This window comes from Methanobrevibacter intestini (assembly GCF_047402955.1).
Taxonomy (GTDB): domain Archaea; phylum Methanobacteriota; class Methanobacteria; order Methanobacteriales; family Methanobacteriaceae; genus Methanocatella; species Methanocatella intestini.
The window spans coordinates 1,503,326-1,518,316 of sequence record NZ_CP187956.1; the positions used below are offsets into that span (position 1 = coordinate 1,503,326).

The window sequence follows — 14,991 nt, forward strand, 5'->3', positions numbered from 1 at the left end:
AATTTTATATTTCTTAATATTTAAAATTTTAATTATTTTGCCTATATTTATGAGGTTTTTATTATGGTATCTGTAAATGAGTTTCCAATAGCAACTGCAAATGAAATACCTGGTTTTAAAATTGTTGAAACAAAAGGTTTTGTATATGGTTTAACTGTTAGAAGTAGAGGTGTAGGAGGGCAGGTATCTGCTGGTTTACGCTCTTTAGTAGGTGGGGAAATTAAGGAATATGTTTCTATGATGGAAGATTCCAGAGATGAAGCATTGGAAAGATTAATTGAGCATGCTAAACAATTAGGCGGAAATGCTATTGTGGCAGTGCGTTTTGATTCTAATGATATTTCCAATGTTATGCAGGAGATTCTTGCTTATGGGACTGCTGTTGTAGCTGTAAAAGAAGAATAATTTGGTTGTGATTTTATTTTTCAAGATGATTTTGAATTTAAAAACAAATCAGTTCCCAGAATAATCTTAGGTAATGCTCCTTTTATAGCTGAACCTTATTTTGGCCACAGATCCAGATTGTATGATTTGGATTTGCATAGAAATCCTGATGCAATAGCAGATATTATTGTTGAGTCTTATAATAATGGAGTTAGAGCTATTAATTTAGTTAATGATGATGCATTAATTAAAGGATTTGACATAGCTTTAGATGAAGGCTGTAACATGGATGTTGTAGCTACTGTTGGCAAATCTGATGTGGATTATATGAATCCTAATTATGATGTAGCTAAAGAAGTGGATTGGGAAGATGATATTGAATTATTCAAGAATTATAATTGTCCTTTAATGCTTGTTGATGAGTTTATTGTTGACGGCTATGACTGGAATCTGACTTCAAATATTTTATCTCAGATTAATGATACCTCTGCAGCATCTGGGTTAATAACTGCATTTCCAAATAAAACTACAGATCTGCTTATAAATCATTCAATTTTGGATTTATTTGATTATTATATGATTCCTATAAATAAACTGGCTTATATGATGGATATTCCTTCATTTTTACCAAAAGAAAGACTGGAATTCAAAGCTAAAATTGAAAAATTGGATAAAAAAATAATAGCTGCCCGTATTTTGGCAGCAGGAATTTTAAAGCCTGCTGAAGCCTTTGATTTTTTAAATAATTTGGATTATGTTGATCTGATGACTTTTGGTGTAGCCAGTAAAAAAGAAGTTGTGGAAGATGTTGAAATATTGAAAAATATTTAATCTTCCTTAAAATCTATTATTTCGTAATTTTCAAATGGAACCAGATTTTTTTGTTTAATTTCAAGGTTTAAACTTTCTAAACCTTGTTCTAATTCTTTAATATTTTTATTTGATGGTTTTTTGCCTGTAATTTGCAAATATTGTCTTGGATTAATTTCACAGAATTCGCACTCAAAGTTGCAGCATCTGTCTTTTTCCTCGCAGCCGTATCCTTCAAGTTCTTCTTTTGTCCCGATTACAATATCTTCAAGAATCCTTGAAACTCTGGAATCTGCTGCAAACATAGCTATTTTTTGAGAATATCCGCAAATTCCGATAGCTTTCTGTCCTCTAAAGTTACAAATCCATTTAATCGGATAATCTTTTATTCCTTCAATTTTTAAATTTTCTACCATATTATCACAAGTTGTCTTTTCTTTCTCTAATAATTTTCAATAATTCAGAAGGATTTTCAAATTCTTTTAATTCCCAGGATTTAATCACAGGAATGGTTCCAAGTGAATCTTTTATTTTATCGTTGTTTATTATAAAAACAGGTTCTGAAGATGTAATCATTGATAAATCTTTTAATGGGATAGCCATTCTTTTTAAGGTTTTTTCACTCCTGTTTTTCTCAACATTTGTTAATAATGATGATTTGTCTTTTGAGCTTTTCATTTTTGCTACAGCATCAAAAGGACTTTTATTTGTAGATAAAATACCATATCCGAGTTTGGATAATTCATCTGCTCCTTCAACATTACTGTATTCAATGTCTTCATTTATAGTTGGTTTTAATAAATCAATATCCAGGGTTACTTTTGTATTTAGTATTTCTTCAAGAATCATAGCTGTTTCTGTATTGGCTCTGACAATTTCATTTTCATATTTATACATTGTTGCTCTTGATACATGAGCCAAATCAGCTAAATCTTTTAATGATAATGAATATTCTTCTCTGTATTGCTTTATAACATTACCGTCAACTTTAACAAAGTATCCTCCTCTGTCTGCAAGGATTTCAGGATATTCATTGTAAAGCAGCATATTTTTCAGAGTTTCAAAGCTTATAGCAGGAACATCATATCTTTCATAGATTACTCCTTCTTCTAAAATACCGTTTCTTGATTTTTCACCAATTATAATGGGAGAAGCAAGGAAGATATTAGCTAATTGTTTCATTTCATGAGCTGTGGCTTCAGTAATACTGTCAATATTTAAAAAAGTTTTTAAAAGTAAAATTAATAAGTTCTTACGAGCTACAAGGTCAAATGATCCTTGGTCGTAAATGTTAGATGTTTTATAACCTTCAGAGGTTAATAAATTATCTATTTCTTGTAACATTTTACTTCGATTTAACATAATTTAATCCCTCTATGTAAATATATGTTTATATTATAGTTGTTTATAATATTAATAATAGGTGATTTTAATTAAATATTTGCATATTGGGATTGATGATACTGACTCTCCAGATGGTATGTGTACTACTTATTTGGCCTGCCATATTATTGATAAATTAAAGGAAGTAGGTATTGAAATTGTTGGTTATCCTCGTTTAATTAGATTAAATCCATTTGCAAGATTCAAAACACGGGGAAACGGCGGCGTTGCTTTTAAAATATTAAATAATGATAAAGTTGATTTAGCTAAGAAAATAGTTTTAGATGAAGTGGAAAAATTAGCTATGTTTGACTGTGATAATACAAATCCCGGTGTTGTATTTTATGATGGTGAAATAACTGAAGAAATGGCTGATTATTCATTTAGGGCTATTTATTCATTTATTACAATTAGGGAAGCTGAAGAATTTGGAAATTCTATTGGCTGTGAACTTCATAAATTTAAAAAAGGAAGGGGAATTATCGGATCCATTGCAGCTATTGGACTGCCTTTAGATGATTTTACTTATGAATTATTAGCTTACAGAATACCTGAAAATTATGGTACTAAGAGACACATTGATTATGATTCAGTTTATTTGATGGATAGGGAAACTTATCCTGAAACTTTTGAGAATGTTGATTATGGTGAAGATTATATAGCTATTGAACCTAAAACTCCATGTCCTGTTTTGTATGGTATTAGATCAAATACTGTTGGCGCTCTTAAGAAGGCTAAAGAAATAGTTCAAGTTGAAGAACCTATAGAAAATTACTGTATTTTTAAAACTAATCAGCATACAGATATGCACATTCAAAAAACAGATGATATAAAGAGTATGAAACAATTTGGATGCTATGAAGTAGTGGGAACTGTCAAAAATAAACCGCGTGTTATTGATGGCGGTCATATGTTCTTTTATATCTTTGATGATTCTGGGGAGATTGAATGTGGAGCTTATGAACCAACAAAAAACTTCAGAAAAATTGTATCTGATTTAAGACCTGGAGATGTTATTAAACTCTTTGGGGGGATTGGGGAACAAAATACATTTAACATTGAAAAGTTTCAAGTTGTTAAATTAAATGATATTGAATATAAAAATCCTATTTGTGAATGTGGAAAAAGAATGACTTCTGCTGGAAAAAATAAGGGATTTAAATGTAAAAAATGCGGAAATAAAATTAATGATAATAAAAAAGTTCCTATTAAAATTTTCAGAAAATTAAAAAATTGTCAGTTTTATGAAACACCAGTTTCTGCTAGGCGTCATTTGTCAAAACCTATTTGTAGGATGGATTTATAGAAATTAACTATTATCTATTTTTATTTTTTATTTTTATTAACTCTGATTCTTTATTTCATCGTTCTTATTTTGTGAATTTTATCTTAATTTTTAAGGGTTTTTGTTCCTATTAAAGGAATTTTTGAGCTTGGAATAGTATTAATTTATATAATAGGTTGAATTATGTATTAGTAATAGATATTTTGATATGCTATTTATAAAATAGGTTGGAGTGGGCGCAGATTACTGATAAAAACGAAAAAGTTAAGGGGACAGAACACATATATCGTGATAAGACTGATAAAACTATTTTAAAGAAAGCACCATGGAAAGATTATAAATTACATATTACTGTGCTTTTATTGGTTATTATTTCCGAATTTATAGGGCCCGTTGAATTCAATCTTACAAAAGATATTTGTGTTGTAATTATGCCGTTGTTATATGCAATGGTTCTTGGTTTGGCTTTGTTCTTATTAAAACCAGTTAAATGGATTACTAAAAAACAATCTAAAATTGCAGAAAGTGCAATGCTGTTATTTATAGGACCTTTGCTTGCAAAATTAGCAGTAGCTAGTGGTCAATCATTCCATATTTTACTTGATGTTGGTCCTGCTTTGGTTTTACAAGAGTTTGGTAATTTAGGAACTGTATTTTTAGCACTTCCTGTGGCATTGCTTTTAGGATTTAAAAAAGAAACTATTGGTATGACTAATTCTATTGGCCGTGAAACCAATGTGGCAGTTGTTATTGATAAATTTGGATTTGATTCTGCAGAAACTAGGGGAGTTTTAACAGTATTTATTATTGGAACTGTTATTGGAACATTATACATCAGTTTTCTGTCATGTTTATGTGTATCAGTTTTACCACTTCATCCATATGCATTTGCAATGGCAACAGGGGTAGGCAGTGCAAGTATGAATGCAGCTGCATTAGCTCCATTGTTAAGTGCTTTCCCGGCAAGTATGAGTACAAATATTCAGGCATTTGCAGGATTCAGTAATTTAATTTCATTCTGTGTTGGAATTTATTTCTGTATATTTTTAGCTATTCCATTAGCTCAAAAATTATATGCTTGGCTTGAACCTAAAATTGGAAGAGAAACTCCTGTTTCTCATTTAGAGGAGGAAGAATAATGGTTGATGTAATTGACGGTTCAGAAACAGTTTCAACACATGGTATAGTTAATTGGATTTTATTGTTGGTTATATTTTCAGTTATCACAGTTATTGGAAATTGGGTAGGTTATAAACATCCGATAGCTGATTCTCTTGTGGGTATGTTGATTTTATCTGTTATAACTTTAGCAGGTTTATTGCTTGAGAGATATTTGCCATTTAATATTTCTTCAATTATTTACATAAGTCTTATTGGTATTGCAGTTTCCCTACCTATGATGCCAACTTCTCCATTTGTAGTTAAATATGTGGGACAAGTAGAGTTATTGTCTATTGTAACTGTGTTTTTAGCATATGTGGGTATTGGTATTGGTAAAAACTGGGAACAGTTTAAGGCTATGGGTTGGAGAGGTATGATAGTAACTGTTTGTATCATTACTGGAACTTACCTTGGATCTGCATTAATTGCACACATAGTTTTAGTTCTAAGCGGTACACCTTGGTGTTAATTTTTAACACCATTTTAAGTTAACTATTTAAGACTATTTTTACAATTTAATTATTAAGGTGGGTTATGTTTTTACAAAATATTTCCAAATTTATTTCAAATTATCGTTATGAACAGGCATCAAAAGAAACTCTTAATGTGGTAAAAGCAGCATTTATTGATTTTTTCGGAGTCACATATAGAGGTGCAAATGAGGAATCATCCAGAATAGCTTTCAATACTATTGGTGAATTATTTTTTGGAAATATGGAGTTTGAGCTGGAATCTTCTGTTATTGGCATGCCTAATTTTAAAACAAATTTATTAAATGCAGGTTTCTTAAATGGTATTTCTGCTCATGTTTTAGAATTGGATGATGGCCATAGGGGGGCACAAATTCATTTAGGTTCAGTTATTTTTCCAGCTGCCCTGGCTATTAGTGAAGCTTATGATTTAGACGGCAAATCTTTTTTAGAAGCAGTTATTGTAGGTTATGAAGTTGGAATAATGTTAGGTCAAATTGTTAATCCTCAACATAGGGATAAGGGATTTCATACAACTGGAACTATTGGAACATTTGTTGCAGGAGCAGTTGCTTCTAAATTGCTAAATCTTGATGAAAATCAAATTTTAAATGCTTTAGGGTTATGTGGAACTCAGGCTGCTGGCCTTTTGGAATCTGATCATAAGGGAAGTATGGGTAAAGTTCTTCATGTTGGAAAAGCTGTTTATAATGGATTATTATCTGCATTTTTGGCTTTAAATGGTTTTACTGGTGCAGGAACAATTTTTGATGGGAATGAAGGCTTTTTAAAAACAATGGTTTTATCTGATAATGATTTTTCTTTAGATGTTGCTCTAAAAAATATTGGTAAAGTTAGGGTCAGAGACATTTACTTTAAAAAATATCCCTTTTGCAGACATTTGCACTCTTCAATAGATACTGTTTTAAAACTAAAAGCAAGTATTGGTGAGGAGTATGAGCATATTGAAAATGTGATTATCAAAACATATGATGTAGCTGCTAAACATGATAATTATAATCCAAAAAATGTTGAAGAATTAAAACAGAGTTTGCCTTATGCAGTGGCTATTATGCTTGTTTGCGGTGAAATTGATTTGGATGATTTGAATCAGTTAATTGAATTTGGTTTGCTTGATAGCTATTCAACAGTTGACAAAGTTAACAGTATTAAGAATTTAGCTAATAAAATAATCATTGTTTCTGATGGTGGACTGGATGAATTATATCCAAATAAAAGGCCGTCAAATATTATTATTAAATTAGATAAGTCTTTTAGAGGAGGAATTTTCCAGAATATCACATTCCTGCCAAAAGGGGATTTTGAAAATCCATATCAGTTAAAAGATTTAATTGATAAATTTAAAAGTTTAAATCCTGATTTTGATTTAAATAAATTGATCGTTGTTGATAATATTGAAGAATATTCTATAAAGCAGCTTATGGAAACATTAAATGAGTAGGTACAATGAAAAAAACTGAAGAATTCTTAAAACAACTTGGAATTAAAAGACCTTCTGATGATTTTGAATCATTTAAACGTTTTAATGATGGTGGACAATATCGTTTTGAGGTTCCTGGAATACAGTCTCCTAAAATAATGGATACTTTACTTAAGGAAGCTTCTAAAAATGAGATAACCATTCATCGTATTACTCAAACTAAAGGAATAATGTTGCTTACTGATGAAGAAATTACAGAAATGGTTAATCTGGCCAAAAAATATGAATGTGAACTTTTTTTATCTGTTGGTCCAAGAGCTACTTATGATACAAGTGCAACTGCTCATACTAAAGAAGGAAGCAGAATCGGATATCGATTAAGAGGATATGAAAATTTGGTTTATGCAATTGAAGATGTTAAAAGAGCAGTTAATTTAGGAGTTCGCGGAATATTATTATATGATGAAGGTTTACTTTGGGCTTTAAATCAAATGAGAAAAGCAGGTGAGCTTCCAAAGTCACTTCATTTTAAAATGTCTGCACATGCAGGTCATGGAAATCCAGCATCTGCAAAATTGCTTGAAGAAAATGGTCTTAATTCTTTTAACCCTGTTAGAGATTTACAAATTCCTATGATTGCAGCTATTCGTAAAGCAGTTTATATTCCTTTAGATTTACATACTGAAAATCCAAAATCAACTGGGGGATTTATAAGACATTATGAAGTTCCAAAGATCATTAAAGTAGCTTCTCCAGTATATTTAAAAACAGGTGGCTCAGTAGCACAATCTCATAATTGGGATACTTCTGAAAAGGAAGCAATTGCCCGTATAAAACAGGTTAAACTGGTTAAAAGGATGATTGACCAATATTATTGTGATGCAGTATCTTCTCCTAAAGGATCTAAAGATTTATCTATTCCTGAGTGATTATATGGATATCATAGAAGATGTTTCAAACACAATAATTGAAGCCAGTACAAATCTCTCTAAAGATAAATACAATGCATTAAAAAAAGCTATTTCTATTGAAGATAATGAAAATGCTTTGTGGACTTTAAATCAAATTTTAAAAAATTATAAAGTAGCTAATAAGGTTAAATTTCCTTTATGTGATGATACTGGAATTCCCCATGTAATTATTGAAATAGGTGAAAACAGAGAAATTACCGGAAATTTAATAGCTCAAATTAATGAAGGAATTAAAGAGGGATTAAATAATTTACCTGCTCGCCCAATGGCTGTTAAAGGCAATGATATTGAGAGAATTGAACAGTCAAAGGGATTATATGATAATCCGGGTCAAATGAAAGCAGCATCTTTTTTAATAGATTCTTTCAGTGATGATTCTACATATAAAAGGGATATTTCTCCAGATACTTTAAACATCCATTTTGTACTGGAAGGTGGAGGACCTGAAATAAGAGCAAAGACATATAGGGTATATCATAAAAGATCAGTTGTAAATGTAATGGATACTGCAATTGGCTGGTTAGAGGAATCCCTAAAAATGCTGGGATGTACACCTTCTGTTCCTGCTATCGGCATTGGCCGTACACATTATGAGGCGGCATCATTATTATTAAAATCAATTGTTTATGGAAATCTGGATTTTCAAAATGAATTGGAAGAGTATGTAACTGAAAGATTAAACAAAACAAATATCGGACCATTAGGATTCGGTGGAAAAACAACGGTTTTAGGTTCATTTGTCAATATAGGTAATCAGAGGGCAAGTGGTGTTAGAATTGTTTCAGTTAGACCTTCCTGTTTTGTAGAACCTAGAGTTGCAACATTACATTTATAACAGATTATAATTAATATTTTAATTATTAAATTAAGGAAATTAAAACAATGTCAGAAAATAATTTTAAAATTAATGAACATTCATTAAGGACAGCTATTTCTAAAGTTGAGCCTAATAAAATTGTTACCAGAGGATACAATCAAAGGGATTTAATTGAAAAAATCAGATATAGTGATATGGTTTTTCTTCTTCTGAAAGGGAGATTGCCTTCAATAAAAGAAGGAAAATTGTTCAATCATGTTTTAGTTTCTTTTTGTGATCATGGAGCTACTCCACCAAGTACACAAACTGCAAGACTTGTTGCTTCTTCAGGTTCTCCATTAAATGCTGCAGTAGCTGGCGCATTACTGTCATTTGGTCATAAACATGCTGGTGCTATTGAAAAGACTATGGAATTATATCAGTCTAAGATTGATTCTTTAATGTTAACCGGAGATGCTGATATTGACAACAAGCAGATAGCTAGTTTGGCTATTGATTTATATAATGAATATGTTGTATCTGAAAATACTAAAATACCTGGTTTTGGACATAGATATCATAATGTTGACCCAAGAGCAGACAAATTAATGGAACTTGTTATAAAAGAGGGATGTGTAGGCCCCCATACTAAATTGGCGCTGGCTATTGAAGATTTGCTTTATCAAAAGAAAAATATTCGTTTAAATGTTGATGGAGCAAATGCAGCAATTTTGTCTGATTTGGGTTTTGATCCTAAATTGGGATTAGGTGTTTTTATTATTGGCCGTATTCCAGGTATTATTGCCCATATTCATGAAGAAACTATTGATGAAGAGGAATTCAGACGTTTTTGTGATATTGATGATATTGTTTATGACGGTCCCGGAAGGTAGATAACATGGATTTTGATGATGTAATTAATAAAAGATATAGTGTAAGAGGATATTTGGACAAAGAAGTTGAAGATGAAAAGCTTGAATATGTACTAAAAGCAGCTACAATAGCTCCAACAGGAGTAAATAACCAGCCATTTAAAGTATTTGTAATTGATACTAAAAAGAATAAAAAACAGCTATCTGAAATTTACGGGGCTAAATGGTTTGTAGAAGCTCCTTATGTATTGTGTGTTGTAGCTAATGTTGATGAAGCATGGACAAGACCGTGGGACGGAAAAAACATAGCTGATATTGATGCAACTATTGTAATGGATCATATTATTTTAGCAGCTACTAATGTTGGACTTGGAACATGTTATATTGCAGCATTTCAGGCTGATAAGGCAAGTGAATTTTTAAATTTAAATGATAATGAAGTTCCAGTATTATTCACTCCTTTAGGATATGAAAATGCAGAACCAAGAGACACTCCAAGAAAAGAAATTGATGAATTTGTAGAATATATTTAGATTATAATGAAATTATTTATATTAAAAGCAGATAATTCCAAAGAAATGAATAAAATTTCTGAAGATTTGTCTCAAAACAAATTCAAAATTACTCAGCAGGAAAAACATTATATTTTAATGAAAAAAAAGAGATATGGAAATTATGCTGCCCATATGTTCTTTTTATTCGTTGGATTATTCATATTCATGCCTCTGCTTATAGCTAATGTTGTATATTTGGCATACTCTTTACTTTGGACAAGTCCAAATGTTTTAATAACAACTGAAACTAAAGCGGAATCTGGAGAATCTTTGGAATTCAATACTATTGATGAAGTATTGGAAAAAGCTAATGCAATGTTTTAATCTTAACTTATAACTTTTTCCACTTCATAATCTTCTATTTTTCTTATTATTATTGGTTCATAAGTGGATGTAGCATTATATTCTGATTCTTCACCTATTTTAGCTTCAATAAATACTTGATCCACACTAGGTTCTGATAATAACATCAGTAAATCTGATATAAAATTGTCATACTCTTTTTGGATATTGTCATCTTCAAATTTAAGCTGTGGTATTTCACTAGTCCAGATGTCTTCACCGGGACTGAATTTTCTGTCACTAATTTTTTCATGCTCTGTTTTTGCATCTAAAATTAATGTAAAATGTTTGTTGTTAATGGTCCATACACTCCTATCCATTTGCATCACCTTTAGCTACTATTATATTATATATAATATAAATAGTATAAAGTTTAAAAGAAATAATCATGATTAAAGTTAAGAATATTAAATTATTGGGAATTCTGTTAGCTATTTTAGTAATATTTTTAGGAATTCGTTCTTTATTTACTCAAACAATAACTAATGATAGTATAGCTAGTGCTATTATTTTAGTTTTAATTGGAATTGCTTACATAGTTATTGTTGCTAAACCACAGTGGGTTAAAGCAGTTTTCTTTTTTGAAGGTATTATTATTGGAATAAGTGGTTATATGTTACTTGCTATTCCATATAACTATTTGCTTGGAATTATTGGGCTTGTTATTGTTGTAATAGCTATATTGGCATATCTGCAAAAATTGCCTATGAGTATTTTAAAATATTTTTATAGGTAATTAATCTTTTTTTTAACATTTCAATGTTCATTGTACGGTTATCAGACTGTATAAAATTTCACTTTCAAAATTAAACATTGCTCAATATGTACTATATTTATTTAAAATTTTATGAACAAATAGTGATTTTTAATGTATTCATGTTGTTTATTGTCTTATTTTCCTATTGCTCTGCTATTTTTTCCTAAAATCCGAGAATTAGGTTATGCTAAAGATAAATCGTAAAAGATATATATAGTTCTCAATAAAGATTAATATACCATGGTGATTAATTATGGCAGAGATATCAGAAGCTATCGCAATGATAAAAAAAGCTGAATCTGATGCTGAACAACTTATTCTTGATTCAGAGTCCAAATCAGTGGATATGGTAAATGAATCAAAAATAAATGCTGAAAATATCATAAATGAGGCAAAAAAAGCAGCTGAAGAAGAAGCTAAAAATACTGTTTTTGATGCAGAAGACAAAGCTAAAAAAGAAGCACAATCTATTGCTAAAGATGGGGAAGCTAATGTAGTTTCCTTAAAAGATAAAGCTATGGCAAATGTAGATGAAGCTGCTTCTATTATTGTCAAAAATGTTTTATAGTGTGAGATTAATGTTCAAGACAGCTAGAATGCGTAAAATTAGAATTGTTACTCTTGATGAGTACATATCCCCTACTGTTAGTGCACTCCACGAACAAGGATTAGTACAAATCAATGAGATTTCTGATGGTATTCAGCAAGATCCTGAATTAGCGGAGTTAGTAACTCCTTCAAAAGCGTCTGCTTTCACAGGTAAGTTATCTTCACTTTTAATGAAAACTAATAATATTTCTGAACTATTAGGAAATTCTTTATCCGAAGGCCATGGGATTAAAGACACAATAAAGTCTTTTATTAGTCCAGAAATGCCGGTTCCAAAAGAAGTTGAAGATTTGGATACTGAAGCTTTTATAAATAAGGCTGAGAATATATTGGCTCAGGTTGAAAGTGAAACAAAGGTTATTGAAGGCAAATTTTCCGCACTCGACTCTGAAACAAGTGTACTTAACTCTAATAAAAGTTTAGCTAAAAGTTTGCATGCACTTGACATGGATTTAGCACTTTTAAAGGATTCCAAGTTCACTTCCACAACTGTTGGTAGGATTAATGCTGAGTCTGCTTCAGAAATTGAAAGTAACTTAAGTAAATTGACTGATGAATTAGATGTTTTTATAGTCCCTAATGATGATAAAGCAACAGCTATTATTGTTGTAGTGACTTTAAAAGAATTTGGCGAAGATGTTTATTCAACACTTCGTAAGTTTGACTTTGAGAGATTAGAAGTTAATAATGTTGAGGGAAATCCGCAACAAGTTATCTCAAATGCTGATTCAAGATTAGCAACAATTGAATCAGAACGTAATTCAGCTAAAACTGATTTAAGAGCTATTGCTGAAAGATGGGATGATGATATTTTAGCTCTTAAAGAAGAATTAGAAAACGAAAAAGAAAAAAATGAGATACTTGCTGCTTTTGTTCAAACAAAAGATACTTATATGCTAGAAGCATGGGTACCTGTTAAAGATACTGAAAAAGTTGAACAATTAGTAGAAAAAAGTACTGATGGCCATTGTACCTTTGAATTAATTGAAATTGAAGGTACTGATGACGAAAATGTGCCTATTTTACAAACTAACAAAGGTTATGTAAAACCTTATGAGTTCCTTGTAGATATGTACTCTCCGGTAAGATATAATGCTGTTGATCCAACTGTATTTGTTGCAATTATGTTCCCATTCTTGTTCGGTTACTGTTTAACTGATGCATTTTACGGAACTCTTGTTGCTATTATCGGTGTGATTTTAGTACGTGGTATGGGTAAAATTAAAGAATCCATGAATGCATTTGGTCATATTTTAATAGCATGTGGTTTGTGGTCTGTTATATTGGGTTTAATTACCAATGGTCTTTTAGGAGATTTCCCTGAAAGAATTTTAGGATACCGTTTACCTACTGTTATTCCAATAATTGAATCTTTTGTACACCCAGAAGTTATTTTATTAATAGCTCTCGGTATTGGTGTTGTATATACTAATATTGGATTTATTATGGGTACCATTAATGATTTAAGATATGGGCAAATAAAAGATGCAATCGGATCTAAAATCTGCTGGTTCTTCTTAGAAGGAGGTATTATATTCTTAGCTGCAGGTATGTTAATACCTACATTCGGAATGATTGGAATGGCTATTGGAGCTGTTTTAATACTTGCATGTTTAGGAATGTTAATTTATGCTAATGGTTTGTATGGAGTTATGGATGTTTTCGGATTTATGGGAGATATTTTATCATATGCTCGTCTTTTAGCTTTATGTTTAGCTACTGGGGGTATTGCTATGACCGTAAATATTTTAACACAATTATGTGCTGATATAATTCCATATATTGGTATTGTTGTTGCAGTATTTATATTCATATTTGGTCATATTGCAAATTTCTTATTCCAAATATTAGGTGCATTTATTAACTCTTTACGTCTTCATTACGTAGAGTTCTTTTCACAGTTCTTTGAAGCTGGTAAAAATAAGTTCGAAGCTTTTAAATCAAGCAGGACATTTACAAAACTTAAAAATTAAAAATTTTTTATTTAAATATATTAAAATTAATTATTATTCAAAGGTGAATTAAATATGGTAGAAATTGCTTTAGGTACTGCTTTAGCAGCTATTGGTGCTGGAGTAGCAATTGGTTTCGCTGGATTAGGTTCCGGTTTAGGGCAAGGAATGGCAGCAGCTGGATCTGTAGGTGCAGTTGCAGAAGATAACGACATGTTTGCTAGAGGTATTATTTTCTCTGCATTGTGTGAAACTCAGGCTATTTATGGTTTCTTGATTGCAATCTTATTATTAGTATTCTCAGGTTTATTAGGTGGAGGCGACGGATTATCCACTGAAGCAGGTATTGTAGCTATTGGTGTTGGTGCATCTATTGGTTTCGCTGGATTAGGTTCCGGTATGGGACAAGGTATCGTAGCATCCTCATCTGTAGGAGCTATTGTAGAAGACAATGATATGTTTGCTAGAGGTATTATCTTCTCTGCATTACCAGAGACTCAGGCTATTTATGGTTTCTTGATTGCGATCTTACTTATGGTATTCGGTGGAATATTAGGTTAGGAGGCAATCTATATGAGCTCAGGCACAGATAAAATTGTTGAAAGCATTAAGTCTGAAGCCCAGGAGAAAGCTGATAAAATTATTCAGGAAGCAGAAGCAGAAGTAGCAGTTATTAATACTAATGCTGAAAAAACTGCAGAAGCAGAAAAGAATAAAATTTTAGACAATGGTAAAAAACAATCAGAGATGAAATATCAGCAAATTATTTCCGAAGCAAAGATGAATGCTCGTAGAGCTGAATTAGGAGCTAAAGAAGAAGTAATTGAAGCAGCTTTTGCTAAAGCTACTGAAGACTTAAAAACTAAAGCTTCTAGTGACGATGCTGAATATTCAGAATCTTTAATAAATATGATTAAAGAAGCTGCTGAAGAACTTGGTGGCGGAGATTTAATTGTTCAAGTTAAAGAATCTGATGTAACAAAAGTTGAAGGTCAGTTAAAAAAATTATCTGCAGACCTTGCAACTAAAATTGGTGTAAGCACAACTTTAGTATTGGGAGAACCTATTGATGCTATTGGTGGAGCTATACTCAAAACTAAAAATGGTGACATTGAAGTAAATAACACTATCGAATCTAGATTAGACAGATTTAAAGGATTATTACGTAGTGAAGTTGCTAATGTTTTATTTAAAAATTAGGAGG

The 14,991-nt window shown here is 31.0% G+C and carries 19 protein-coding genes; 16 read left to right on the top strand and 3 right to left on the bottom strand.

Annotated features, from left to right (window positions below; all coding sequences use genetic code 11):
• Positions 1-63: 63 nt before the first annotated feature.
• Positions 64-405, top strand: coding sequence for a heavy metal-binding domain-containing protein (locus ACMC9J_RS06970; RefSeq protein WP_019264336.1), 342 nt, complete (start codon positions 64-66; stop codon positions 403-405).
• A 117-nt stretch (positions 406-522) separates the two neighbouring features.
• Complete coding sequence (locus tag ACMC9J_RS06975) at positions 523-1,215, top strand: hypothetical protein (RefSeq protein ID WP_019264335.1); 693 nt, start codon at positions 523-525, stop codon at positions 1,213-1,215.
• Here the strand turns inward: ACMC9J_RS06975 and ACMC9J_RS06980 are convergent.
• Positions 1,212-1,610 carry a hypothetical protein gene (locus tag ACMC9J_RS06980; protein ID WP_019264334.1) on the bottom strand — a complete coding sequence of 133 codons (399 nt, stop codon included), beginning with the start codon at positions 1,608-1,610 and terminating at the stop codon, positions 1,212-1,214. The two genes, ACMC9J_RS06975 and ACMC9J_RS06980, sit on opposite strands and share 4 nt — an antisense overlap.
• Before the next feature lie 4 nt (positions 1,611-1,614).
• On the bottom strand, positions 1,615-2,556 hold the full coding sequence (locus ACMC9J_RS06985; RefSeq protein WP_019264333.1) for a transcriptional regulator: 942 nt from the start codon (positions 2,554-2,556) through the stop codon (positions 1,615-1,617).
• A 61-nt stretch (positions 2,557-2,617) separates the two neighbouring features.
• Here ACMC9J_RS06985 and ACMC9J_RS06990 point away from each other — a divergent pair, with 61 nt between their 5' ends.
• The 9 genes from ACMC9J_RS06990 (at position 2,618) to ACMC9J_RS07030 (ending at position 10,451) form a co-directional block, all read left to right on the top strand.
• Complete coding sequence (locus tag ACMC9J_RS06990) at positions 2,618-3,883, top strand: TiaS agmantine-binding domain-containing protein (RefSeq protein WP_427003127.1); 1,266 nt, start codon at positions 2,618-2,620, stop codon at positions 3,881-3,883.
• A 206-nt stretch (positions 3,884-4,089) separates the two neighbouring features.
• The gene (locus ACMC9J_RS06995) at positions 4,090-5,001 is read left to right on the top strand and encodes a DUF3100 domain-containing protein (protein ID WP_019264331.1); all 912 of its coding nucleotides are present in this window, start codon (positions 4,090-4,092) and stop codon (positions 4,999-5,001) included.
• On the top strand, positions 5,001-5,492 hold the full coding sequence (locus ACMC9J_RS07000; protein WP_019264330.1) for a hypothetical protein: 492 nt from the start codon (positions 5,001-5,003) through the stop codon (positions 5,490-5,492). Before ACMC9J_RS06995 ends, ACMC9J_RS07000 begins: the two co-directional genes overlap by 1 nt.
• 65 nt (positions 5,493-5,557) lie before the next feature.
• Positions 5,558-6,955: an MmgE/PrpD family protein gene (locus ACMC9J_RS07005; protein ID WP_019264329.1), complete on the top strand. Its 1,398-nt coding sequence runs from the start codon at positions 5,558-5,560 to the stop codon at positions 6,953-6,955.
• 5 nt (positions 6,956-6,960) lie between these two features.
• Positions 6,961-7,863, top strand: a complete 903-nt coding sequence (locus tag ACMC9J_RS07010) for a peptidase (RefSeq protein WP_094516646.1) — start codon at positions 6,961-6,963, stop codon at positions 7,861-7,863.
• 4 nt (positions 7,864-7,867) lie between these two features.
• Complete coding sequence (locus tag ACMC9J_RS07015; RefSeq protein ID WP_019267645.1) at positions 7,868-8,740, top strand: fumarate hydratase; 873 nt, start codon at positions 7,868-7,870, stop codon at positions 8,738-8,740.
• Between the two features lie 47 nt (positions 8,741-8,787).
• A complete protein-coding gene (locus tag ACMC9J_RS07020; RefSeq protein WP_427003128.1) occupies positions 8,788-9,594 on the top strand; it encodes a citryl-CoA lyase in 807 nt (268 codons plus the stop codon).
• A gap of 5 nt (positions 9,595-9,599) precedes the next feature.
• Positions 9,600-10,106 (top strand): nitroreductase family protein, encoded by a 507-nt coding sequence (locus tag ACMC9J_RS07025; protein WP_019266333.1) that lies wholly within the window; start codon positions 9,600-9,602, stop codon positions 10,104-10,106.
• A gap of 6 nt (positions 10,107-10,112) precedes the next feature.
• Positions 10,113-10,451, top strand: coding sequence for a hypothetical protein (locus tag ACMC9J_RS07030; protein WP_019264324.1), 339 nt, complete (start codon positions 10,113-10,115; stop codon positions 10,449-10,451).
• Between the two features lie 2 nt (positions 10,452-10,453).
• On the opposite strand, the gene ACMC9J_RS07035 is transcribed toward ACMC9J_RS07030, so the two are convergent.
• Positions 10,454-10,789, bottom strand: a complete 336-nt coding sequence (locus tag ACMC9J_RS07035; protein ID WP_019266332.1) for a hypothetical protein — start codon at positions 10,787-10,789, stop codon at positions 10,454-10,456.
• A gap of 68 nt (positions 10,790-10,857) precedes the next feature.
• Here ACMC9J_RS07035 and ACMC9J_RS07040 point away from each other — a divergent pair, with 68 nt between their 5' ends.
• From ACMC9J_RS07040 to ACMC9J_RS07060, 5 genes are all read left to right on the top strand, one after another.
• Entirely contained in the window at positions 10,858-11,205 is a 348-nt protein-coding gene (locus ACMC9J_RS07040; RefSeq protein WP_019264322.1) for a hypothetical protein, read from the top strand.
• A gap of 274 nt (positions 11,206-11,479) precedes the next feature.
• The gene (locus tag ACMC9J_RS07045) at positions 11,480-11,794 is read left to right on the top strand and encodes a V-type ATP synthase subunit H (RefSeq protein ID WP_304129774.1); all 315 of its coding nucleotides are present in this window, start codon (positions 11,480-11,482) and stop codon (positions 11,792-11,794) included.
• Between the two features lie 10 nt (positions 11,795-11,804).
• Positions 11,805-13,808, top strand: coding sequence for a V-type ATP synthase subunit I (locus ACMC9J_RS07050; RefSeq protein ID WP_427003129.1), 2,004 nt, complete (start codon positions 11,805-11,807; stop codon positions 13,806-13,808).
• Positions 13,809-13,862: 54 nt separating this feature from the next.
• Positions 13,863-14,348 (top strand): V-type ATP synthase subunit K, encoded by a 486-nt coding sequence (locus ACMC9J_RS07055; protein WP_427003130.1) that lies wholly within the window; start codon positions 13,863-13,865, stop codon positions 14,346-14,348.
• 12 nt (positions 14,349-14,360) lie between these two features.
• A complete protein-coding gene (locus tag ACMC9J_RS07060) occupies positions 14,361-14,987 on the top strand; it encodes a V-type proton ATPase subunit E (RefSeq protein WP_427003131.1) in 627 nt (208 codons plus the stop codon).
• The last annotated feature ends 4 nt before the right edge of the window (positions 14,988-14,991 follow it).